Annotated in this window: 24 protein-coding genes; 10 read left to right on the forward strand and 14 right to left on the reverse strand. The window is 64.3% G+C overall.

From position 1 onward, the window contains the following. Position 1 precedes the first annotated feature (1 nt). From AC05QJ_RS00420 to prlC, 6 genes are all read right to left on the reverse strand, one after another. Positions 2-514, reverse strand: a complete 513-nt coding sequence (locus tag AC05QJ_RS00420) for a sigma-70 family RNA polymerase sigma factor (RefSeq protein WP_476745106.1) — start codon at positions 512-514, stop codon at positions 2-4. 117 nt (positions 515-631) lie between these two features. After that, positions 632-2,164, reverse strand: coding sequence for a SulP family inorganic anion transporter (locus tag AC05QJ_RS00425; RefSeq protein WP_476745107.1), 1,533 nt, complete (start codon positions 2,162-2,164; stop codon positions 632-634). Between the two features lie 199 nt (positions 2,165-2,363). Then, a complete protein-coding gene (locus AC05QJ_RS00430; RefSeq protein WP_476745108.1) occupies positions 2,364-3,086 on the reverse strand; it encodes a carbonic anhydrase in 723 nt (240 codons plus the stop codon). A gap of 248 nt (positions 3,087-3,334) precedes the next feature. Beyond that, positions 3,335-4,393 carry a PA0069 family radical SAM protein gene (locus AC05QJ_RS00435; protein WP_476745109.1) on the reverse strand — a complete coding sequence of 353 codons (1,059 nt, stop codon included), beginning with the start codon at positions 4,391-4,393 and terminating at the stop codon, positions 3,335-3,337. Positions 4,394-4,470: 77 nt separating this feature from the next. Beyond that, on the reverse strand, positions 4,471-4,737 hold the full coding sequence (locus AC05QJ_RS00440; RefSeq protein WP_476745110.1) for a YheV family putative zinc ribbon protein: 267 nt from the start codon (positions 4,735-4,737) through the stop codon (positions 4,471-4,473). Next, a complete protein-coding gene (prlC, locus tag AC05QJ_RS00445; protein WP_476745111.1) occupies positions 4,734-6,785 on the reverse strand; it encodes an oligopeptidase A in 2,052 nt (683 codons plus the stop codon). The genes AC05QJ_RS00440 and prlC overlap by 4 nt, the downstream gene beginning before the upstream one ends. 91 nt (positions 6,786-6,876) lie before the next feature. Here prlC and AC05QJ_RS00450 point away from each other — a divergent pair, with 91 nt between their 5' ends. Both AC05QJ_RS00450 and AC05QJ_RS00455 read left to right on the forward strand, forming a co-directional pair. After that, a complete protein-coding gene (locus AC05QJ_RS00450; RefSeq protein ID WP_476745112.1) occupies positions 6,877-7,425 on the forward strand; it encodes a gamma carbonic anhydrase family protein in 549 nt (182 codons plus the stop codon). A gap of 31 nt (positions 7,426-7,456) precedes the next feature. Next, the gene (locus AC05QJ_RS00455) at positions 7,457-8,107 is read left to right on the forward strand and encodes an HAD family hydrolase (protein WP_476745113.1); all 651 of its coding nucleotides are present in this window, start codon (positions 7,457-7,459) and stop codon (positions 8,105-8,107) included. Between the two features lie 182 nt (positions 8,108-8,289). On the opposite strand, the gene AC05QJ_RS00460 is transcribed toward AC05QJ_RS00455, so the two are convergent. Continuing rightward, a complete protein-coding gene (locus AC05QJ_RS00460) occupies positions 8,290-9,360 on the reverse strand; it encodes an aminopeptidase (protein WP_476747842.1) in 1,071 nt (356 codons plus the stop codon). 82 nt (positions 9,361-9,442) lie between these two features. Between AC05QJ_RS00460 and AC05QJ_RS00465 the strand changes: the two genes are divergently transcribed. Next, positions 9,443-9,856, forward strand: coding sequence for a PA0061/PA0062 family lipoprotein (locus tag AC05QJ_RS00465; protein ID WP_476745114.1), 414 nt, complete (start codon positions 9,443-9,445; stop codon positions 9,854-9,856). A 53-nt stretch (positions 9,857-9,909) separates the two neighbouring features. Further along, positions 9,910-10,320 (forward strand): PA0061/PA0062 family lipoprotein, encoded by a 411-nt coding sequence (locus AC05QJ_RS00470; RefSeq protein ID WP_476745115.1) that lies wholly within the window; start codon positions 9,910-9,912, stop codon positions 10,318-10,320. 4 nt (positions 10,321-10,324) lie between these two features. On the opposite strand, the gene AC05QJ_RS00475 is transcribed toward AC05QJ_RS00470, so the two are convergent. Together AC05QJ_RS00475 and AC05QJ_RS00480 are read right to left on the reverse strand one after the other, a co-directional pair. After that, positions 10,325-10,558, reverse strand: a complete 234-nt coding sequence (locus AC05QJ_RS00475) for a DUF1161 domain-containing protein (protein ID WP_476745116.1) — start codon at positions 10,556-10,558, stop codon at positions 10,325-10,327. Between the two features lie 83 nt (positions 10,559-10,641). After that, the gene (locus AC05QJ_RS00480; RefSeq protein ID WP_476745117.1) at positions 10,642-11,067 is read right to left on the reverse strand and encodes an OsmC family protein; all 426 of its coding nucleotides are present in this window, start codon (positions 11,065-11,067) and stop codon (positions 10,642-10,644) included. Between the two features lie 172 nt (positions 11,068-11,239). On the opposite strand from AC05QJ_RS00480, the gene AC05QJ_RS00485 reads away from it, so the two are divergent. After that, positions 11,240-12,244 (forward strand): LLM class flavin-dependent oxidoreductase, encoded by a 1,005-nt coding sequence (locus AC05QJ_RS00485; protein WP_476745118.1) that lies wholly within the window; start codon positions 11,240-11,242, stop codon positions 12,242-12,244. 53 nt (positions 12,245-12,297) lie between these two features. Here the strand turns inward: AC05QJ_RS00485 and AC05QJ_RS00490 are convergent, their stop codons facing one another. Together AC05QJ_RS00490 and AC05QJ_RS00495 are read right to left on the reverse strand one after the other, a co-directional pair. Next, the gene (locus AC05QJ_RS00490; protein WP_476745119.1) at positions 12,298-12,522 is read right to left on the reverse strand and encodes a DUF1161 domain-containing protein; all 225 of its coding nucleotides are present in this window, start codon (positions 12,520-12,522) and stop codon (positions 12,298-12,300) included. A 125-nt stretch (positions 12,523-12,647) separates the two neighbouring features. After that, positions 12,648-12,863 carry a dodecin gene (locus AC05QJ_RS00495; RefSeq protein WP_042121737.1) on the reverse strand — a complete coding sequence of 72 codons (216 nt, stop codon included), beginning with the start codon at positions 12,861-12,863 and terminating at the stop codon, positions 12,648-12,650. Between the two features lie 151 nt (positions 12,864-13,014). On the opposite strand from AC05QJ_RS00495, the gene AC05QJ_RS00500 reads away from it, so the two are divergent. Continuing rightward, on the forward strand, positions 13,015-13,341 hold the full coding sequence (locus AC05QJ_RS00500) for an ElaB/YgaM/YqjD family protein (RefSeq protein WP_476745120.1): 327 nt from the start codon (positions 13,015-13,017) through the stop codon (positions 13,339-13,341). Here the strand turns inward: AC05QJ_RS00500 and AC05QJ_RS00505 are convergent. Continuing rightward, positions 13,338-14,231 carry a LysR family transcriptional regulator gene (locus tag AC05QJ_RS00505; protein WP_476745121.1) on the reverse strand — a complete coding sequence of 298 codons (894 nt, stop codon included), beginning with the start codon at positions 14,229-14,231 and terminating at the stop codon, positions 13,338-13,340. The two genes, AC05QJ_RS00500 and AC05QJ_RS00505, sit on opposite strands and share 4 nt — an antisense overlap. Positions 14,232-14,342: 111 nt before the next feature. On the opposite strand from AC05QJ_RS00505, the gene trpB reads away from it, so the two are divergent. Both trpB and trpA read left to right on the forward strand, forming a co-directional pair. Further along, positions 14,343-15,560: a tryptophan synthase subunit beta gene (gene trpB / locus AC05QJ_RS00510; protein WP_476745122.1), complete on the forward strand. Its 1,218-nt coding sequence runs from the start codon at positions 14,343-14,345 to the stop codon at positions 15,558-15,560. Then, complete coding sequence (gene trpA, locus AC05QJ_RS00515; RefSeq protein ID WP_476745123.1) at positions 15,557-16,369, forward strand: tryptophan synthase subunit alpha; 813 nt, start codon at positions 15,557-15,559, stop codon at positions 16,367-16,369. The genes trpB and trpA overlap by 4 nt, the downstream gene beginning before the upstream one ends. Before the next feature lie 132 nt (positions 16,370-16,501). Here the strand turns inward: trpA and AC05QJ_RS00520 are convergent, their stop codons facing one another. Both AC05QJ_RS00520 and AC05QJ_RS00525 read right to left on the reverse strand, forming a co-directional pair. After that, the gene (locus AC05QJ_RS00520; RefSeq protein WP_476745124.1) at positions 16,502-16,831 is read right to left on the reverse strand and encodes a DOPA 4,5-dioxygenase family protein; all 330 of its coding nucleotides are present in this window, start codon (positions 16,829-16,831) and stop codon (positions 16,502-16,504) included. A gap of 33 nt (positions 16,832-16,864) precedes the next feature. Further along, entirely contained in the window at positions 16,865-17,779 is a 915-nt protein-coding gene (locus AC05QJ_RS00525; RefSeq protein ID WP_476745125.1) for a choline sulfate utilization transcriptional regulator, read from the reverse strand. A 114-nt stretch (positions 17,780-17,893) separates the two neighbouring features. On the opposite strand from AC05QJ_RS00525, the gene betC reads away from it, so the two are divergent. Both betC and choX read left to right on the forward strand, forming a co-directional pair. Further along, positions 17,894-19,405: a choline-sulfatase gene (gene betC / locus AC05QJ_RS00530; protein ID WP_476745126.1), complete on the forward strand. Its 1,512-nt coding sequence runs from the start codon at positions 17,894-17,896 to the stop codon at positions 19,403-19,405. A gap of 17 nt (positions 19,406-19,422) precedes the next feature. Beyond that, the gene (gene choX, locus AC05QJ_RS00535) at positions 19,423-20,346 is read left to right on the forward strand and encodes a choline ABC transporter substrate-binding protein (protein ID WP_476745127.1); all 924 of its coding nucleotides are present in this window, start codon (positions 19,423-19,425) and stop codon (positions 20,344-20,346) included. Positions 20,347-20,395: the final 49 nt, after the last annotated feature.

Consider the following 20,395-nt stretch of genomic DNA (forward strand, 5'->3'; position numbering starts at 1 on the left):
ATCACTCCACCAGCAGGCCGTCGAGTTCGGCTTCGAGCACCGCGCAGTGCAGGAACGCCTGCGCCATGTACTTCTTCACCATGCGCTCGCTGACCTCCAGCTGCGCGGCGATCACTCCGTAGGTCATGCCCTCGACCTGCGCCATGAGAAACGCCTCGCGCACCTTGGCCGGCAGGCGCAGGAGCATGGCATCGACTTCGAGCAGGGTCTCGACGATCAGCGCCGTGTGTTCCGCCGAGGGCTGGGTCGGCTCCGGGCAGGCTGCCAGCGTCTCGCGCCAGGCCCGCTCGATCTGCGCACGCCGCCAGTGATCGATGCACAGGCCCTTGGCGACGGTGGCCAGATAAGAGCGTTCGCCGGTCTGGCTGTCGAACTCGACAGGTCGGCGCAGTACTCGCAGGAAGGTGTCATGCAACAGGTCCGCGGCATCCCAGCCGTTGCCCAGGCGGCGGCGCAGAAACACCAACAGCCAGGGTGAGTGTCGAACGTAAAGGGTCTGGGCAGGGGAAGGCATCGAGAATCCGTGCATGCAAGGATGCAAATGGTATTGATTCTTGATAGTAGGGCAGTGATGGCACCCGCTGCAATGTGCCCTTGCATTTGCAGCAGGTGCCGTTTCTTCAGAGCAGGCTTACGCGCCGAGCCCCACGGTGGTCCGCACCCGTCCCTCGACCCGCCGCCTCAAGCGTTGCGACTCGATCACCAGCGTCGAATCGTTGCCCGCGTTCGCCCGTGCCCAGTCCTCCAGCAATTCCAGGCAGGAGTGGTCGATGTAGCTCAGGTTCGCCAGCGGCACGTGCAGGGTGGTGCCCGGTGGAATGCTGTCCAGCGCCTGGGTCAGGGCCGGCACCTTGAGGAAGGTTGCCGCGCCGCTCAAGCGCAGCTCCATATGCCCATCCTGTTGCAGGCTGCTGACGCTGATCTTCAGCCGCGCGGCCTTGAACGCCAGTTTCAGCAGCGTCAGGGCGAAGCCCAGCAGCACGCCGGTGAGCAGGTCGGTGAAGACGATCGCCAGCGCAGTGGCCGCATAGGTGAACATCGGCATCCGCCCGTAGCGCCCCAAACCGCGGAAGGCTTTCAGGTCCACCAGCTTGATGCCGGTGAACACCAGCACGCCGGCCAGGCTCGCCACCGGAATCTGCTGCAGCACGCTCCCCAGCAACACCACGAAGGCCAGCAGCCAGACGCCGTGGAAGATCGCCGACAGCCGCGTCTTCGCGCCAGCCTGGACGTTGGCCGAACTGCGCACGATCACCCCGGTCATCGGCAGTGCGCCCAGCACGCCGCAGATCATGTTGCCGACGCCTTGCGCCGACAGTTCGCGGTCGAAGTCCGAACGCTGACCGCTGTGCATGCGGTCCACCGCCGCCGCCGACAGCAGGGTTTCGGCACTGGCGATGAAGGCGAGGGCGAAGGCCGCCACCAGCAGCGTCGGGTCGGCCAACGCCAGCAGGTCGGCGGGGCGCAGCCAGTCGATGGCCTGGCTGAGGTCGTCCGGCACCTGCACGCGGTTCACCGACAGGCCCAGACCGATGCTCAGCAGCGTCATCAGGCTCACCCCAAGCAGCGCACCCGGCACGAAGCGCAGTTTGCCTGGCTTCCAGCGTTCCCAGGCCCACATCACCGCGATGGTGCCGAGGCCCAATGCCGCGGCGTGCCAGCCGTTGCCCGCGTTCTCCAGCGGTAACGCCTCGCCGATCACGGCAGGAAAGCCCAGCAGGTTTTCCAGCCCCGAGGGCAGCGGCGAGCGGTCGAACATCACATGCACCTGGGACAGCACGATCAGCACGCCGATACCCGCGAGCATCCCGTAGACCACCGCTGGCGCCGTGACCCTGAACCAGCAGCCAAGGCGAAAGCGCCCGGCCAGCAGTTGCAGCAGGCCGGCCAGCAGCAGGATCGGCCCGAGCATGGCCATGCCGTGCTGGCGCACCAGCTCGAACACCAGCACAGCCAGACCTGCCGCCGGTCCGCTGACCTGCAAGGGCGAACCCGCCAGCCAGCCCACCAGCAGGCCACCGACGATCCCGGTGATCAGTCCCTTGGCGGGCGGCATGCCCGAAGCGATGGCGATGCCCATGCACAGCGGCAACGCCACCAGGAACACCACCACCGAGGCCAACAGATCACGCGGCAAGGCCGCTTTGAGTTGCGTCATATTCATCCTGTTCTCCTTTTTCAGGCCATTCCTCTGGCCAGGTTTTGCGCAGGCGCCGGCCTGCCGCCCGAATTCCGGGCAGCCGCAAGCCGCCGACACTGCGGCAAGGCATCAAAGCGTTTTCAAAGGCAGCCGACGCCCATCCACGGGCCGCGCGGGCGGCCTGTGGTGGAGCAGTCAGCAGGAGTGCGTGTCGCGATAAGGCCTAGAAACGGCCTTTGGGGGTGGCGCTTGGAATCGGCTCGCCGCGCTTGAGCGGCAGGAAGGCGTCGCTGGCTGCGTCGTAGGCGGAGATTTCGCTGGTTTCGATGTCGTAGATCCAGCCGTGGATATACAACTGGCCCGCCGCCAGACGCGAGGCCACCGACGGATGGGTACGCAAGTGGTGCAGCTGGGCGATGACGTTTTCCTTGGTCAACACCTGCATGTTCTCGTGCTCGCTGCCGCACTGGCAGTTGTCTTCGACAACGGTGCGGGCAACTTCGGCGTGGCGCAGCCAGGCCCTGACGGTCGGCATCTTCTCCAGGGTGTGCGGGTTGAGTACCGCACGCATCGCGCCACAGTCGGAGTGGCCGCAGATGATGATGTGGTGGACGCCCAGCGCCATCACCGCATATTCGATGGCGGTCGACACGCCACCGTTCATCTGGCCGTAGGGCGGAACCACGTTACCGACGTTACGGGTAACGAACAGGTCGCCGGGCGAGCTCTGGGTAATCAGTTCGGGAACGATCCGCGAGTCGGCGCAGGTAATGAACATCGCTCGCGGCTTCTGGGCCGTGGCGAGCTTCTTGAACAGCTCTTCCTGTTCAGGGAAAACCTCGTGATGGAAACGCAGGAAGCCATCGACGATATGTTTCAGGGCGCCATCGGCAGTCTCGGCTTCAGAAGCAGCCGGGCCGGTCGGAGAGGGTTCCTTGTTCGACATTGATTGATCCTCTTTGACAGGTTCGAAGGTAAGTCCAGTTTACCGGGTTGGGGTTCACGCAGGCATACGTCACTTGGATTACAGATGTAGTCAACAAATCACATATTTGGCTGCGTGAATTCCTACGCTACGTGTCGAAACTTAACTGAAACTGAATTCGGAAGGCTCTAGAACAAGGGTTCCAGATGATATTGGCGGGCCTTCGATAGTATCAAAAAAACATCGATTGCCAATGGCCATTATTGTTTTTACAACAAAGACATCTGACCGCCCGGCGGACAGAAGGCCGTGCAGTCCAGCGAATAGCCCCCGCGACGATTGAGCCCGTAACGCCGTATCGCCTTGTCGAAACGCTGCGCCAGCAGATCGGCGAACACGCCCTCGCCACGCATCCGCGCGCCGAAACGGCTGTCGTACAGCTCGCCGCCGCGACTCTGGCGAACCAGGCTGAGCACATGGGCAGCGCGCTGCGGGTAATGGTCGTGCAGCCATTGCTCGAACAGCGGCGCCACCTCCAGCGGCAGGCGCAGCAGCATGTAGGCCGCGCTCAGGGCACCGGCCTCACCGGCCGCTTCCAGCAACCGCTCAAGCTCGATGTCGTTGATCATCGGGATCATCGGCGAGCACAGCACGCCCACGGGAATTCCCGCTTCGCGCATCACCCGGATCGCCCGCAGGCGCGCCTTGGGCGCGGCGGCGCGGGGCTCAAGGGTGCGCTTGAGTTCGTCGTCGAGGGTGGTGAGGCTGATCATCACCGACACCAGGCGCTGCTTTGCCAGCTCGCTGAGCAGGTCGAGATCACGCAGGATCAGCGAGCCCTTGGTGACAATGGTCACCGGATGCCGATAGCGCAGCAGCACTTCCAGCAGGCGCCGGGTGAGCTGGTGCTCGCGCTCGATCGGCTGGTAAGGGTCGGTGTTGGAGCCGAGGTTGATCGGCGCGCAGACATAACCGGGTCTGGACAGTTGCTGCTCCAGCACCGCCGCCGCATTGGTCTTGGCGATCAGCCGGGTTTCGAAATCCAGACCGGGAGACATATCCCAGTAGGCATGGCTGGGCCGCGCATAGCAGTAGATGCAGCCGTGCTCGCAACCGCGATAGGGATTGATGGAGCGGTCGAAGGGCAGGTCGGGGGAGTTGTTGCGGGTGATGATGGTCTTGGCGGTCTCGATACGGACCTCGGTGCCTTGGGTCATCGGCACTTCCTGATACCAGCCATCGTCCTCGGCCACCGAGCGGTTCGGGGCGAAACGGTTGTGCGGGTTGTGCGCGGTCCCGCGACCGCGCACCGGCGTTGGAGCGGCCATGGCGTTCACCTCGATACTGTTTATTCATACAGTATCGAGGTGCACGCGCATTTGCCAGTGCCGCTTGGCGGGCCGGCTTACTCCGTCGGTTTCTTCAGCTTCGGATTGGGGAAGAACTGCACCGTCTGCACCGCAGGTTTCGCCGCTTTCGGCTCAGCCTGGTTGACCCGCGTACCCAATTCCTTCGGCACTGACAGCCCTTGCTCGTTGAGGGTGTCGGAGAAACCGCAGTTGACGCACTCGCGATGCGGCGTGCCATCGACGCTCCACATCATCAGTTTGTCCGGCTCGCTGCACGCCGGGCAGACGGCCCCGGCGATGAAGCGCTTCTTGGTCGTGCTCATGCTGCCAGGTCCTCGCTCAGGCCGCTGTGGCGCAGCAGCGCATCGATGGACGGCTCGCGGCCACGGAAATCGACGAACAGCAGCATCGGCGCCTGGGAACCGCCACGGGCCAGGATCGCCTCGCGGAAGGCGCGGCCGGTCTCGGCGTTGAGCACACCTTCTTCCTCAAACCGCGAGAAGGCGTCGGCCGACAGCACTTCAGCCCACTTGTAGCTGTAGTAACCCGCCGCGTAACCACCGGCGAAGATGTGCGCGAAGCTGTTGGGGAAGCGGTTGTACGCCGGCGGACGCATGACCGACACCTCGTCGCGCACGCCTTCGAGCACCTCCAGCACGCTGCGACCGTCGCCGTGGCGGGCATGCAGCTCGAAGTCGAACAGCGAGAACTCCAACTGGCGAACCATCATCAGGCCCGACTGGAAGTTCTTGGCGGCCAGCATCTTGTCCAGCAGGTCCTTCGGCAGCGGCTCGCCGCTCTCGTAGTGACCGGAGATCAGCGCCAGGCCTTCCGGCTCCCAGCACCAGTTCTCCATGAACTGGCTCGGCAGCTCGACCGCATCCCACGCCACGCCGTTGATACCGGACACGCCGGCATGCTCGATGCGGGTCAGCAGGTGGTGCAAACCGTGACCGAATTCGTGGAACAGGGTGGTGACTTCATCGTGGGTCAGCAGCGCCGGCTTGCCGGGCGCGGCCGGGGTGAAGTTGCACACCAGGTTGGCGACAGGGCTCTGCAGCTCGCCGTCGGCGGTGCGACGACGGTCGCGGGCGCCATCCATCCAGGCACCGCCGCGCTTGTTGGCGCGGGCATAAAGGTCGAAGAAGAAGCGGCCCACGTGCTGGCCGTTTTCCTTGATCTCGAACAGGCGAACGTCCGGGTGCCAGGTATCGAAGCCCTTCTGCTCGGCGATCTCGATGCCGTACAGGCGCTGGACGATGGCGAACAGGCCCGACAGCACCTTGTCGATCGGGAAGTAGGCGCGCAGGGTTTCCTGGGACACGCTGTAGCGCTGCTCACGCAGCTTCTCGCCGTAGTAGCCGCTGTCCCAGCTGCTCAGGTCCGGGCAGCCCTGCTCGGCGGCGTAGGCCTTGAGCTGCTGCAGGTCCTGGGCGGCGAAGGGTTTGCTGCGCTTGGCCAGGTCACGCAGGAAGCTCAGCACCTGGTCGCTGGACTCAGCCATCTTGGTCGCCAGGCTCAGCTCGGCGAAGTTGGCGAAGCCCAGCAGCCCGGCCAGTTCCTGACGCAGGTCGAGGATCTCGCGCATCACCGGGCCGTTGTCGAACTGGCCGGCATTCGGGCCCTGATCGGAGGCACGGGTGCAGTAGGCCGCGTAGATTTCTTCACGCAGGGCGCGGTCGGTGGCGTAGGTCATCACCGCGTAGTAGCTGGGGAATTCCAGGCTGATCAGCCAGCCGTCGAGGCCCTTGGCCTGGGCGGCAGCGGCCATCTGCGCCTTGGCCGAGTCGGTCAGGCCGGCGAGGGCCGCTTCGTCGGTGACGTGCTTGGTCCAGGCCTGGGTGGCGTCGAGCAACTGGTTGGAGAAGCCGCTGCCCAGCTCGGACAGCTTGCTCTGCACCTCGGCATAGCGCTTCTGCTGCTCGGGCGGCAAGTCGATGCCCGACAGGCGGAAGTCGCGCAGGGCATGCTCGATGATGGTCTTTTGCGCCACGTCGAAGCCGGCGGCTTCGGGGCTGGCGGCCAGCGCCTCGTACGCCTGGAACAGCTCGCGGTTCTGGCCCAGCTCGGTGGCGTAGGCGCTCAGGGCGGGCAGGCAGGCTTCATAGGCTTCGCGCAGTTCGGCGCTGTTGCACACGGCATTGAGGTGGCTGACCGGGCTCCACGCCGCGCCCAGGCGGTCGTTGAGTTCGTCCATGGCCAATACCAGGCCGGCCCAGCTCGGGTTCTGGCCCTGGTCCTTGAGGATGGCAGCAATGGCTTTGCGGTTGTCGGCCAGGATCTGTTCAATCGCCGGCAGCACATGCTCGGCGCGGATCGCCGAGAAGGGCGGCAGGTCGTAGGACTGCAGAAGCGGGTTGTTCGCACTCACGGTTGGACACCTTGGCAGAAGAAACACCGGCCCATCTTAATTACAATCGGCGCCGACCGCAGCTAATTAGCCCAAGAGAGGATCCCTATCCATGGCCATCCGCACTTACCAGCAGCAAACGCCCCGCCTGGGCGAACGCGCCTTCGTCGACCGCAGCGCGGTGGTCATCGGTGACGTCGAGATCGGCGACGACAGCTCGGTCTGGCCGCTGACGGTGATCCGCGGCGACATGCACCGTATCCGCATCGGCGCCCGCACCAGCGTGCAGGATGCCAGCGTGCTGCACATCACCCACGCCGGCCCCTTCAACCCGGACGGCTTCCCGCTGCTGATCGGCGACGACGTGACCATCGGCCACAAGGTCATGCTTCACGGCTGCACCCTCGGCAACCGGATCCTGGTGGGCATGGGCAGCACCATCATGGACGGCGCTATCGTCGAAGACGAGGTGATCATCGGTGCCGGCAGCCTGGTACCGCCGGGCAAGCGTCTGGAAAGCGGGTTTCTCTACGTCGGCAGCCCGGTGAAACAGGCCCGCCCCCTGACCGACAAGGAGCGTGCATTCTTCCCCTACAGCGCCGCCAACTATGTCCGGCTCAAGGATCAGCACCTGGCCGAAGGTTACGACCAGCCCGAGTGAACTTATCCACAGCCCTTTTTCCGAGACCACCATGCACCAGCAGAACATCCTCTTCGACCTCGACGGCACCCTGACCGACCCGCGCGAAGGCATCACCCGCTCCATCCAGTACGCCCTGGCCAAACTCGGCATCGACGAGCCCGACCTGACCCGCCTGGAACACTTCATCGGCCCGCCGCTGCTGCAGGCGTTCATGCAGTTCTACGCCTTCGACGAGGCGAAGGCCTGGGAAGCGGTGAACTTCTACCGTGAGCGCTTCAAGGTCACCGGGCTGTATGAGAACCGCGTGTTCGACGGTGTCGTCGACCTGCTCGGCGAGTTGCAGGGGCAGGGCCGGACGCTCTACGTCGCCACGTCCAAGCCGTGGGTATTTGCCCGCGAGATCGCCCGGCACTTTGCCTTCGACAAGCATTTCAAGGTGATCTACGGCAGCGAGCTGGACGGTACGCGGACCAACAAGGTCGAGCTGATCGCCCACCTGCTGGCCGAAGAACAGCTGGATCCGGCCCAGACCCTGATGATCGGCGACCGCAAGCACGACCTGATCGGGGCGCGGAGCAATGGTCTGGAAGCGGTGGCGGTGGGGTATGGGTTTGGCAGCCATGAAGAACTGACGGCGCAGGCGCCGGAGTACCACTTCACGACGGTGCGGGAGATGCATGAGGCCTTCATGAGGCCCTGAATTAGGGGGGCCCCTGGTAGGAGCGGCTTCAGCCGCGATTGGCCGCGCAGCGGCCATGAAATCTGTATCCCCGATACTCCAGAAAAACCGCGGATTCAGGTTCTACGACGGCTACGCCGCCGATCGCGGCTGAAGCCGCTCCTACGAAGATTGCAGTAGCTACCCACGCAGCGATGAGGCCATCAGGGCTTGGCCAGTTTTCGCAGAGCCAACTGCCGCGCATCGGCCGGCAACCGCCCAATCTCTTCCACCCGCTGATAGAACCGCTGCCAATCGCCACCCACCTCGGCAAACACCGCCGCAAACGCCGGCACCCACTGGTCGTACAGCCCGAAAGGCAGGAGCTTGGCGTTGTTCATCGGCGCATTGATCCAGGCATCGAAGCGGCCGACCCCGCCCCATTCGCTGTCCCGCAGTTGCCGATACTCGCGCCGCAAGCGCTCGAACTCCGCCTGCTTGGCCGCTCGCATCGCCTGCGGTGCCAGTGGTTTCGCGTACAGCACCTTGAGCCGTTCACGGCAGGCCAGCACCAGGGCCACGAACTGGTCGCGCTGCTTGCCCGTTTCCTGCGAAGCCGCCGCCAGGCCGCGAGCCGCGCGCCATTGCCGGGTGCCTTCCTGCTCGACGAAGGTGGCGAAGGATTCGTTGAAGGCGGTGTCGTCCTTCACATAGAAACGCTGGTGCGCCAGTTCGTGAAAGATCACCGTCGCCAGGCGCTCATCGCCCCAGTTCATCATCGAATTGAGGATCGGATCGTCGAACCAGCCCAGCGTCGAGTAGGCCTCGACGCCGCCGATGTAGACGTCCATGCCCTCCAGCTTCTGGATCGCCGCGGCCCCGCGCGCAGCGCCCTGGCTGTAATAACCGCGATAGGCCACGCACCCGGCGATGGGGAAGCAATGGGTTTGCGGCGCAAGGGAAAACTCCGGGGTGGCGAACACATTCCACACCACATAGGGCCGGCCAATATCGGCGTACACGCGGTAGCTGCGATTGTCCGGCAGTTTCAGCCGTTCGACGGCGAAGGTGCGGGCGCGCTGGGACTGTTCAAGCTGCTGGCGCAGCTTCGGGTCGGTGGCCGGGTTGGCGATCACCTGCGCCACCGGCTCGCGGGCCTGCAGCAACTGCAGTTGGCCGCTGGCCAGTTGCCCGTAATAGCCGACGCTGGCGCAACCGTTCAGCAGGCCAAACGCCAACAAGGGAACCAAGCGGCGCAAAACGCGGTCGAGTTGCCCGGAGCTTGAGCGCAGCAGAAGAAGAATTCGAATCATGCGTGGGGTGGTCCCGCTCAAGTCCATTGCCATCAAGACTATCCTGCCCGCCCGGAGTTTTGCCATGCGAACGATGCTCGCTGCCAGCGCCCTTCTGGCGCTCACCGGTTGCGCCAGTCTGCCCGACCCTGATCCCAATCAGGCCTGGGTGGATCTCGCGCCCGCTCAGGACCAGTCCCTGCACGCCCTCGAAGTGGACGATCGGGCCTGGGACGACACCCGCTATTTCCAGGTCAGCCCCGGTAACCACCAGCTCACCGTGCGCTATCTGTTCGCGGTAGACCCGACCAATATCGGCCCCGGCGCCGAACCGCTGTGGCGCGATTGCCAGCTCAACCTCAAGTTCAAGGACTTCAGCGCCGGTCAGAAATACCGTGTGCAAGCCGGCAGCATTGGCTTGCGCCCCTGGGCAAAACTCTATGACGAACAGCAGAAAGTAGTCGGAAACGGCATACCGGCGGGCTGTCAGCGCAGCTGAAGCCCGCTGATGGCGCTATGCTTACGTTCTGTTACCTTTCTGGAGAGCCGAACATGCGCCAGCCAGCGATGTTCCTCGCTTTCAGTACCCTGGGCGCCTGTACCACGCCCATGCCCCCGGTGGATCACAAGCAGGCCTGGGTCGATCTCTACACCACCACGCCGGGCAGAGTCATCATGGCCGACAGGCTGGACGGCAAACGCCTCAACGATGGCCGCTACTTCCAGATGCCCCCTGGCAAGCACGAACTGGTCGTGCGTTTTGACTACGAACTCGTGACCGGCATCTTCACCACCGACCCGACCGAGCGCACCTGCTACCTGACCCTCGAATACGATGGTTTCGAAGCAGGCCAGCGCTATCGGCTGGAAGCCCGCGCCATGGCCATGCAACCCAGCGCCGTGCTGTACGACGCCGAGCGCAAGGAAGTGGCGCAGGAGCGGCTGATCCACTGCATTCCCTGACGGATCATTTGTCGTTGCGCTGGTAAATGATCTTCTTGGTGCCGCCCTCGCAACTGCCCACGACCATGTTCTGGTCGTGGGCATCGCTGTTGGGCACGATTTCCAGGGTGTAGGACGTCACCCCACGGGCCTGGATCTTGGCTTCGATCTCGGCCTTCAATTCCTCGCACGACTTGATCGCGGCAGAGGCATTGAAGGCCAGTAGCGAAGCCAGCGTGGCGATTGCGATACGGATCATGAGCAGTTCCTCGTGGCAAAAAGACCTGTGCGCCAACATCCGTTGGACAGGAAGGAGCATGCCATGGTTCTGCTACCCGCCGCTCACTGCACCAGCGTGGCGTCCAGGCTGATGTTCGCGTTCAGCACCTTCGACACCGGGCAACCGGCCTTGGCCTTGCTCGCCAGCTCCAGGAACTGCTGCTGGCTCGCGCCGGGCACCTTGGCCTTGAGGATCAGGTGCACCGCGGTGATGGCAAAGCCATCGGGCTGCTTGTCGAGAGTGACTTCGGCGGTGGTGTCGATGCGCTCGGGAGTAAGCCCGGCTTCACCGAGGATCATCGACAACGCCATGGAGAAACACCCGGCGTGGGCAGCGCCGATCAGCTCTTCCGGGTTGGTGCCCGGCGTACCTTCGAAGCGGGTATTGAAGCCATAGGGCGCCTCCTTGAGCGCGCCGCTTTCCGTGGAGATCTGGCCTTTGCCATCCTTCAGGCCACCTTGCCAAACGGCCGATGCTGTCTTTTTCATGGAGCCTCCGTGGTCGGTCGGCGCGAGCTGCGCCGTCACTGAATTCAGAGGCCCCACCTGCAGCCAAGTTCAGACCGTTTGCCACATCCGGTATTGATTCCCGGGGCAAGCGCCCCAACAGAGCAACAAAGGCTGCCGTTTCCCGGCGGCTCACGCTTGCTCAGGAGACCCCATGACGCGACTCGCGGATATCAAGATTTCCACCCTCGACCTGGTGCCCGTGCGCCAGGACAGCGGCCCGGCACAATCACTGCGCAACTCCCTGGACCTGGCGCAGAACGTCGAGCGCTTCGGTTATCACCGCTTCTGGGTGGCCGAGCACCACAACATGGACGGCATCGCCAGTTCCGCGACGTCGGTGTTGCTGGCCTATCTTGCTGGCGGCACCTCGAGCATCCGCGTCGGCTCAGGCGGCGTGATGCTGCCCAACCACGCGCCGCTGGTGATCGCCGAACAGTTCGGTACCCTCGCCAGCCTCTATCCCGGCCGGATCGACCTGGGCCTGGGCCGCGCCCCCGGTTCCGACCAGATGACCGCCCGCGCCCTGCGCCGCGAGCGTTCCGGCAGCGCCGACGACTTCCCCGAGGACGTCGCCGAACTGGTGCGCTACCTGGGCCCACGGACACCTGATCAAAAAGTGATCGCCGTACCGGGCCATGGCACCGAAGTGCCGATCTGGCTGCTCGGCTCCAGCCTGTTCAGTGCCCAGCTCGCCGGCCAGCGCGGCTTGCCCTATGCCTTCGCCTCGCACTTCGCACCGCGCTACATGCACGAGGCGATCCGCGTCTACCGCAACCACTTCCAGCCCTCGGCGGTGCTCGACAAGCCGTACGTGATGCTGGGTGTGCCGATGGTCGTGGCCGATACCGACGAACAGGCCGAGTACCTGGCCACTTCGGTGTACCAGCGCATCCTCGCGCTGATGCGTGGCCAGAGCCTGATGCAGAAACCGCCGGTGGAGAGCATGAGCGGCCTGTGGCTGCCCCATGAACGCGAGGCGGTGGGCGACTTCCTGGGCCTGGCGATGATTGGCAGCCCGCAGAAAGTGAAAGCGAAGCTGGAGGTGTTGCTGGAGCAGACTCAGGCCGACGAGCTGATCTTCACCTGTGACCTGTACGAGCATGCCGACCGGGTGCGGTCGTATGAGTTGCTGGCGCAAACCGTGCTAGAGCAATAGACCGCTATCGCTGGCAAGCGGAGCGCCGCTTGCCAGCGATGAGGCCCGAAAGATCACCCACGCTTGTAGACGATCTCCTTGGTTCCGCCCTCGCAAGTCCCGACCACATTCCGACCCGCGGCAGTGCCCTTGTCGATGATCTCCAGCGAATAGTGCGTAACGCCCTTGGCATCCAGCTTCGCCGCGATCTCGCTCTTCAATTCCTCACAGGGCTTGCCGGCTGCCATTGCGGTGCCGGCCAGGCCCATCAGTGCTACTGCCAGAATCACTTGCTTCATTGATCGCTCTCCTTGGTGGATCAAAGTCAGTTACAAGCTACAAGCCATAAGCTGCAAGAAAAAGGCAGCCCGTGTGATGGCTGCTTTTTCTTGAAGCTTATGGCTTGAGGCGTGCTGCTTGGAATTCAGCTGTTGGCGATGCGGAACCCGACTTTCAGGGTCACCTGGAAATGTGCCGCCTTGTTGTCGCGGATATGCCCGCGGGTGTCCACCACTTCAAACCATTCCAGATGCTTGATGCTCTTGCCGGCCTCGGCCAAGGCGTTATTGATCGCGTCTTCGATGCTGGTGGGGGACGAGCCGACAAGCTCGATCTTCTTGTACGTGTGATGATCGGACATCGCTGTTCTCCTTGAGGGTGTGCCGGTTGAGCCTAGCAGCGCCGGGCTGTTTTACCTCTGAGGGCCGGTGTGTCCAAACGTTCGATCGCACTTTCCAGACACGCCGGAGTCGGAACCTACACACCTCACTCACCCCTGAAGGAGACACCCCATGGCTAACAGCTCGCTCCGCAAAGCCGCGTTGCAGAACATGGAAGCGGAAATCGAAAGCCTGCTCAAATCTCTGGAAAGCCTGAAAGACGACGCCTCGGACGAGTCGCGCAAAACCCTCAAGGCGCTGAAAAGCAACGCCGAAAGTGCCCTGCGCCAATCCCGCAGCCTGCTCAGCGATGCGTACGAAGAGGTGAAGACCAAGACCCGCGAAACCGGTCTGGCCACCCGCGATTACGCCCAGCAACATCCCTGGACCACCGCAGGCGTGGCCGTCGGTGCGCTCGGCCTGCTGGCCGCCTACCTGATGTGCAGCAAACGGGATTAATCCTGGCGCGCCAGCTCGGCGCGCAACCATCGCGCCAATTGCTCGGCGCGCCCGTCTGCGGCGCGTCGTGGCACCCACAATGCCAGTGACGCCTCGGTCGGGCTGAACCCCCAGGGCGCCGCTAATCGGCCGGCACGCAAATCGTCGGCAACCAGCGGCTTGGGGGCGATCGCCACGCCAAGCCCCGCCACCGCAGCCTCCAGCAAGTAGTACAGGTGCTCGAAATCCTGCCCGTAGCGCAGTGCCCGCGGGTCGATGCCCTGCTGCCGCGCCCAGTCAGGCCAGGCCTGCGGTCGTGAATGGGTCAGCAGTACCGCTTCGTCGAGCACCGCGCTGGCCGGCGCCTGGCGCAAGCGCTCGAAACCGGCAAAGTGCGGACTCAGTACCGGCCCCACGCATTCCCGGGCCAACACATGAACCTGCATGTCCGCAGGCCATGGTGGCTCGGCGAACACCAGCAGGGCATCGAGGCCGGGGCGCCGCGGATCCAGGTCGCCTTCACCGGCTGAAAGGTGCAGGCGCAGCTCCGGCAGCTCGGCCTTCAAGCGCCCCAGCCGGGGAATGAACCAGCGCGCCAGCAGGCTGCCCGAACAGCCAAGCACGAACGGCGCATCGGCGCTGCTCTGGCTCAACTCGGCGCACACCGCACGCAGGCGCTCGAATGCTTCGCCACTGACATCCCGCAAGCGCACCCCGGCATCTGTGAGTTTGATGCCACGCCCGTCCTTGACGAACAGGCTCACGCCCAGGTGGCTTTCCAGCGCCTTCAACTGCCGGCTGACCGCGCCGTGTGTCACGTGCAGTTGGTCGGCAGCCTGGCTGACACTGCCCAGGCGGGCGGTCACCTCGAAGGCGCGAAGGGCATTGAGCGGTGGCAGTTCCCTGGACATGACGTGTGAGTTTTCCTGACAGGTTGCGGCGATCTTATCGGTTTTCAGTAAAGCCTGTCGTGGTTAGAGTAGGACCATTGTCAGCCCAATCCTTTTTCCTGGAGCGACCCCATGACCCAGAGCAACCTTCGCAGCGGCCCCGACGCCAACGGCCTGTTTGGCGCCTTTGGCGGCCGCTACGTCGCCGAAACCCTGATGCCGCTGGTGCTCGACCTGGCCCGCGAATACGAGGCGGCCAAGGCCGACCCGGAATTCCTAGAGCAGCTCGCCTACTTCCAGCGCGACTACATCGGCCGCCCGAACCCGCTGTACTTCGCCGAGCGCCTGACCGAGCACTGCGGCGGCGCGAAGATCTTCTTCAAGCGTGAAGAGCTCAACCACACCGGCGCGCACAAGGTGAACAACTGCATCGGCCAGGTGCTGCTGGCCAAGCGCATGGGCAAGAAACGCCTGATCGCCGAGACCGGCGCCGGCATGCACGGCGTGGCCACCGCCACCGTCGCCGCCCGCTTCGGTCTGCCTTGCGTGATCTACATGGGCGCCACCGACATCGAGCGCCAGCAAGCCAACGTGTTCCGCATGAAGCTGCTGGGCGCCGAGATCGTGCCGGTCACCGCCGGCACCGGCACCCTGAAAGACGCCATGAACGAAGCGCTGCGCGACTGGGTCACCAACGTCGACGACACCTTCTACCTGATCGGCACCGTGGCAGGTCCTCACCCGTACCCGGCGATGGTCCGCGACTTCCAGTCGATCATCGGCAAGGAAACCCGCGCCCAGCTGCAAGAGAAGGAAGGTCGCCTGCCCGACAGCCTGATCGCCTGCGTCGGCGGTGGCTCCAACGCCATGGGCCTGTTCCACGACTTCCTCGATGACAGCAGCGTGCAGATCATCGGCGTCGAGGCCGGTGGCCATGGCGTAGATACCGACAAGCATGCCGCCAGCCTCAACGGCGGTGTCCCGGGCGTGCTGCACGGCAACCGCACCTACCTGCTGCAGGACGAAGACGGCCAGATCACCGACGCCCACTCTATCTCCGCCGGCCTGGACTACCCCGGCATCGGCCCTGAACACGCCTGGTTGCACGAAATCAAGCGCGTCGAGTACGTCAGCATCACCGACGACGAGGCCCTGGCCGCGTTCCACACCACCTGCCGTCTTGAAGGCATCATCCCGGCGCTGGAAACCTCCCACGCCCTGGCCGAAGCCATCAAGCGCGCGCCGACCCTGCCCAAGGACCACCTGATGGTGGTGTGCCTGTCCGGCCGTGGCGACAAAGACATGCAAACCGTAATGAGCCATATGGCCGCGCAGGAGAAGCAGGCATGAGCCGTCTTGAACACCGTTTTTCCGAGCTGAAGCAGGAAGGCCGTGCCGCCCTGGTGACCTTCATCACCGCCGGCGACCCAGGCTACGATGCCTCCCTGGCGATCCTCAAGGGCCTGCCGGCGGCGGGCGCGGACGTGATCGAACTGGGCATGCCGTTCACCGACCCGATGGCCGACGGCGTGGCGATCCAGCTCGCGACCCTGCGCGCCCTGGATGCCGGCCAGACCCTGGCCAAGACGCTGCAGATGGTTCGTGAATTCCGCGTCGACGACCAGACCACCCCGATCGTGCTGATGGGCTACTACAACCCGATCCACCGCTTCGGCGTGGAAAACTTCGTGGCCCAGGCCAACGAAGCGGGCGTCGATGGCCTGATCATCGTTGACCTGCCACCGGAGCACGACGCGGAACTCGCGACCCCGGCCCAGGCTGCGGGCATCGACTTCATCCGCCTGACTACTCCGACCACCGACGATGCACGCCTGCCGCGTGTGCTGGAGCGCAGTTCGGGCTTCGTCTACTACGTTTCGGTGGCCGGTGTGACCGGTGCCGGCTCGGCGACCACCGAGCACGTGACTGAAGCCATCGCCCGCCTGCGCCGCCATACCGACCTGCCGATCAGCGTCGGCTTCGGTATCCGCACGCCAGAGCAGGCCGCGGCGATTGCTCGCCTGGCCGATGGCGTGGTGGTGGGCTCGGCGCTTGTGGATAAAATCGCCACCGCAGCGAGCCCCGAGCAGGCTGTGGGTAACGTGCTGGAGCTGTGCTCGGCGCTGGCCGAAGGCGTGCGGGCTGCGCGCAAGGCCTGAAGCTTTCAGTGCCATTGATGGCCCCATCGCTGGCAAGGCCAGCTCCCACAGGGTTTGTGTGCACCGCCACACCTTGTGGGAGCTGGCCTTGCCAGCGATGGAGCCATCAGCAACAACATCAAAAGCCCGGTTTCACTCGAAAATCGACAGATCCAGCGGCCTGATTTCTCCCATCCAGATCGCATGATCCCGGTGGTCCGCCAGTTCATCCCCGGTCAGCGGATGCAGGAACACCACCAACCCCTTCCGATACAGCGCCAGCCACGGCAGCACCACGCCCACCACCTCCGGCCCGAAGGCCAACTGGCAGCTCCAGTCCGGATGCGGCCCCACCGGCTTGCGATGCATGCGCCCCATGGTCACCGGAAACAGCTTGGCCATCTCTTCGCACAATTCCCGCGCCTGCTCGAAGCTGCTTTCGTCGTAATACACATGGGCGTGATAGCCCTTGATCCTTTCCACACTGGCTCCTTGGAGAAACGGCTCTGCCACGCACTATACCGGCTGCCAGGATTGCTCTTCACCCAACCATTCGACGAATCGCTCCACCAGCGTACTACGCCTTTTACGCGGAGGACGTACTACGTAATATCCTTGCGCAGAACGAATTGAACCTGTCAAAGGCCGGCAAAGCAGGCCCTGATCCAGCAGGGCATCGACGAGATAACGCCAGCCGATCGCTACACCTTGGCCGGCGATCGCGGCCTGGATCAGCAGGGTGTAATTGTCGAAACGCAGCGGGCCGGGGTTGGGCGGACCGGGCAATTTCAACTCGCGGAACACGCCATTCCAGTCGAACCAGCGGCTTGCCGACTCGCCGCGCAGGTGGAGAAGCGGCAGCTTCAACAGGCTCTCCGGTGTCTGTGGAACACCGGTTTCGCCCAGCAAACGCGGGCTGCACACCGGAAATACCTCTTCATCGAACAGCCAGACACTCTCGCCCTGAGGGAAGCGCCCGTCACCGAACAACACCGCCACGTCGATGTACTGACGCAGCATGCCGTGGCTGCGTTCGCTGGTGACCAGGCTCACATCCACCCGAGGATTGGCCTGGTGAAAACGCTGCAAACGCGGCATCAGCCAGTACGCCGCGAAGGCGAAATCGGTGGCCACCCGCAGCACTTCATGCTGGTCGCGACCGGCCACCCGGGCTACGCCATCGTCCAGTTCGAGCATTCCCTGGTGTACTTGTTCGTACAGCAGTACACCGGCCTCGGTCAGCTCGATACCGCGGTAGATGCGATCGAACAGCCGCGCCCCCAACTGCTCCTCCAGGCGCTTGATCTGCTGGCTCACCGCCGGCTGGGTGGTGCCCAACTCGACGGCCGCCGCCGTAAAACTGCGCTGCCTTGCTGCGGCTTCGAACACCCGCAACACGTCCAGCGACATCCCGCCCAAGGCTTCAAACATAAGCTCAGCTAATCCTAGTCATTGCCCGCCATGGGCTTTACCCGATCTATGGGTGGCCGCACTCTCGTTGGTAGCCGTTTCCCATAACATCTGACGATGGAATGCCGCGATCTCATGAAACGCAAGAACATTCTCTTCATCATGGCCGACCAGATGGCCGCGCCCCTGCTGCCGATCTACGCCCCGTCGCCGATCCGCATGCCCCACCTGAGCCGCCTGGCGGCCGAAGGGGTGGTGTTCGACTCCGCCTACTGCAACAGCCCGCTGTGCGCGCAGTCGCGTTTCACCCTGGTCAGCGGCCAGTTACCCAGCAAGATCGGCGCCTACGACAACGCCGCCGACTTTGCCGCCGACATTCCCACCTACGCCCATTACCTGCGCCGCCTCGGCTACCGCACCGCGCTGTCGGGCAAGATGCATTTCTGCGGCCCGGACCAGCTGCACGGCTATGAAGAGCGCCTGACCAGCGATATCTACCCGGCCGACTACGGCTGGGCGGTGAACTGGGACGCCCCCGACGAGCGCCCGAGCTGGTACCACAACATGTCGTCGGTGCTGCAGGCCGGGCCCTGTGTGCGCACCAACCAGCTGGATTTCGACGAAGAGGTGGTGTTCAAGGCCCGCCAGTACCTCTACGACCACGTGCGCGAGGGCGGCGAACAGCCGTTCTGCCTCACCGTGTCGATGACCCACCCGCACGACCCGTACACCATTCCCAAGGCGTTCTGGGACCTGTACGAAGACGAGGCCATCCCCATGCCTCACGCGCCCTTCGCCCAGGACGAACTGGACCCGCACTCCCAGCGCCTGCTCAAGGTCTACGACCTGTGGGACAAGCCGCTGCCGGCAGACAAGATCCGCGATGCCCGGCGCGCCTACTTCGGCGCCTGCAGCTACATCGACGCCAACATCGGCAAGCTGCTGGAGACCCTGGAAGAAACCGACCTGCTGGACGACACCGTGATCGTCTTCTCCGGCGACCACGGCGACATGCTCGGCGAGCGCGGGCTCTGGTACAAAATGCACTGGTTCGAGATGTCGGCGCGGGTGCCGCTGCTGGTGCACGCACCGGGGCAGTTTGCGGCGGGGCGGGTTGGCGCTTCGGTGTCCACCTGCGACCTGCTGCCGACCCTGGTCGAACTGGCCGGCGGCACGCTGGTGCACGATCTGCCGCTGGATGGCCGCTCGCTGCTGGGGCATCTGCAAGGGCAGGGCGGCCACGACGAGGTGATCGGCGAATACATGGCCGAGGGCACCGTCAGCCCGCTGATGATGATTCGTCGCGGCCCGTGGAAATTCATCTACAGCGAGGACGATCCCTGCCTGCTCTACAACCTGGAGGACGACCCACGGGAACTGACCAACCTCGCCGCCAGCCGCGAGCACGCCGAGCGGGTCGTCGCCTTCCTCGCCGAAGCGCGCCAGCGCTGGGACATGCCCCGCCTGCGCCAGCAGGTGCTGGACAGCCAGCGCCGCCGCCGATTCGTTGCCGGCGCACTGGCCACCGGCACCCTGAAAAGCTGGGACCATCAGCCGATGGTGGACGCCAGCCAGCAATACATGCGCAACCATATCGATCTCGACGATCTCGAACGCAAGGCACGTTATCCACAACCAGGTCAGTAAATCACCGAGGAACGGGCATGAAAGGGTTATCCACAAGCGTTGTAGCGGTTGTCCTTACCCTGGCTGCCGGCGCCGCAAGCTCCGAAGACAGCAAGTGCGAAACGGTCAAGATGGCCGACCCTGGCTGGAGCGATATCGCCGCCACCAACGCCGTGGCCCGCGTGCTGCTGGAAGGCGCGGGCTATCAGGTCAAGGTGGATGCCTTGGCGGTACCGATCATCTACGGCGGCCTCAAGGACGGCCTGGTGGATGCCTTCCTCGGCAACTGGATGCCGGCGCAACAGGGCTTTCACGACAAGTTCGTCGCCAGCGGCGAAGTCGACCGCCTGGCCCGCAACCTGGAAGGCACCGAGTTCACCCTGGCGGTGCCGGAGTATGTGTGGGAGGCCGGCGTGAAGGATTTTGCCGACCTGCAGAAACACGCCGGCGAGTTCGACAGGAAGATCTACGGCATCGGCTCGGGCGCACCGGCCAACCTGTCGCTGCAGTCGATCATCGACAAGAACGAGTTCAACCTCGGCGGCTGGAAGCTGGTGGAATCCAGCGAACAGGCGATGCTGGCGCAAGTGCAGCGGGCGGTGAAGCGCGAGCGTTTCGTCACCTTCCTCGGCTGGACGCCGCACCCGATGAACGTGCAACTGAAAATGCGTTATCTCACCGGCGGCGAAAAATGGTTCGGCAGCAGCGGCAGCGTCTACACCCTGGCCCGCAAGGGTTATGCACAGGCCTGCCCGAACCCGGCCAAGCTGCTGTCCAACCTGAGTTTCAGCCTGGACATGGAAAACACCATCATGGCCAACGTTGTGGATAACAAGGTCAGCTATGACGACGCCGCCAAGGCCTGGATCAAGGCCAACCCGGCGCAGCTCGACGGCTGGCTGAAGGGCGTCACCACCCGCGACGGCGGCGATGCCCTGGCCGCGGTCAAGGCGCGCCTGTAATCCGCTCCGGCGCCGCGTGGCTTGCACCGCGGCGCCGGACACCTCACCC

The organism is Pseudomonas sp. TUM25319 (assembly GCF_056388475.1).

Bases quoted from the DNA above. Each gene is read 5' to 3' on its own strand.
- AC05QJ_RS00420 (WP_476745106.1), bottom strand. From the start codon at position 514: ATGCCTTCCCCTGCCCAGACCCTTTACGTTCGACACTCACCCTGGCTG.
- AC05QJ_RS00425 (WP_476745107.1), bottom strand. From the start codon at position 2,164: ATGAATATGACGCAACTCAAAGCGGCCTTGCCGCGTGATCTGTTGGCC.
- AC05QJ_RS00430 (WP_476745108.1), bottom strand. From the start codon at position 3,086: ATGTCGAACAAGGAACCCTCTCCGACCGGCCCGGCTGCTTCTGAAGCC.
- AC05QJ_RS00435 (WP_476745109.1), bottom strand. From the start codon at position 4,393: ATGGCCGCTCCAACGCCGGTGCGCGGTCGCGGGACCGCGCACAACCCG.
- AC05QJ_RS00440 (WP_476745110.1), bottom strand. From the start codon at position 4,737: ATGAGCACGACCAAGAAGCGCTTCATCGCCGGGGCCGTCTGCCCGGCG.
- AC05QJ_RS00450 (WP_476745112.1), top strand. From the start codon at position 6,877: ATGGCCATCCGCACTTACCAGCAGCAAACGCCCCGCCTGGGCGAACGC.
- AC05QJ_RS00455 (WP_476745113.1), top strand. From the start codon at position 7,457: ATGCACCAGCAGAACATCCTCTTCGACCTCGACGGCACCCTGACCGAC.
- AC05QJ_RS00465 (WP_476745114.1), top strand. From the start codon at position 9,443: ATGCGAACGATGCTCGCTGCCAGCGCCCTTCTGGCGCTCACCGGTTGC.
- AC05QJ_RS00470 (WP_476745115.1), top strand. From the start codon at position 9,910: ATGCGCCAGCCAGCGATGTTCCTCGCTTTCAGTACCCTGGGCGCCTGT.
- AC05QJ_RS00475 (WP_476745116.1), bottom strand. From the start codon at position 10,558: ATGATCCGTATCGCAATCGCCACGCTGGCTTCGCTACTGGCCTTCAAT.
- AC05QJ_RS00480 (WP_476745117.1), bottom strand. From the start codon at position 11,067: ATGAAAAAGACAGCATCGGCCGTTTGGCAAGGTGGCCTGAAGGATGGC.
- AC05QJ_RS00485 (WP_476745118.1), top strand. From the start codon at position 11,240: ATGACGCGACTCGCGGATATCAAGATTTCCACCCTCGACCTGGTGCCC.
- AC05QJ_RS00490 (WP_476745119.1), bottom strand. From the start codon at position 12,522: ATGAAGCAAGTGATTCTGGCAGTAGCACTGATGGGCCTGGCCGGCACC.
- AC05QJ_RS00495 (WP_042121737.1), bottom strand. From the start codon at position 12,863: ATGTCCGATCATCACACGTACAAGAAGATCGAGCTTGTCGGCTCGTCC.
- AC05QJ_RS00500 (WP_476745120.1), top strand. From the start codon at position 13,015: ATGGCTAACAGCTCGCTCCGCAAAGCCGCGTTGCAGAACATGGAAGCG.
- AC05QJ_RS00505 (WP_476745121.1), bottom strand. From the start codon at position 14,231: ATGTCCAGGGAACTGCCACCGCTCAATGCCCTTCGCGCCTTCGAGGTG.
- trpB (WP_476745122.1), top strand. From the start codon at position 14,343: ATGACCCAGAGCAACCTTCGCAGCGGCCCCGACGCCAACGGCCTGTTT.
- trpA (WP_476745123.1), top strand. From the start codon at position 15,557: ATGAGCCGTCTTGAACACCGTTTTTCCGAGCTGAAGCAGGAAGGCCGT.
- AC05QJ_RS00525 (WP_476745125.1), bottom strand. From the start codon at position 17,779: ATGTTTGAAGCCTTGGGCGGGATGTCGCTGGACGTGTTGCGGGTGTTC.
- betC (WP_476745126.1), top strand. From the start codon at position 17,894: ATGAAACGCAAGAACATTCTCTTCATCATGGCCGACCAGATGGCCGCG.
- choX (WP_476745127.1), top strand. From the start codon at position 19,423: ATGAAAGGGTTATCCACAAGCGTTGTAGCGGTTGTCCTTACCCTGGCT.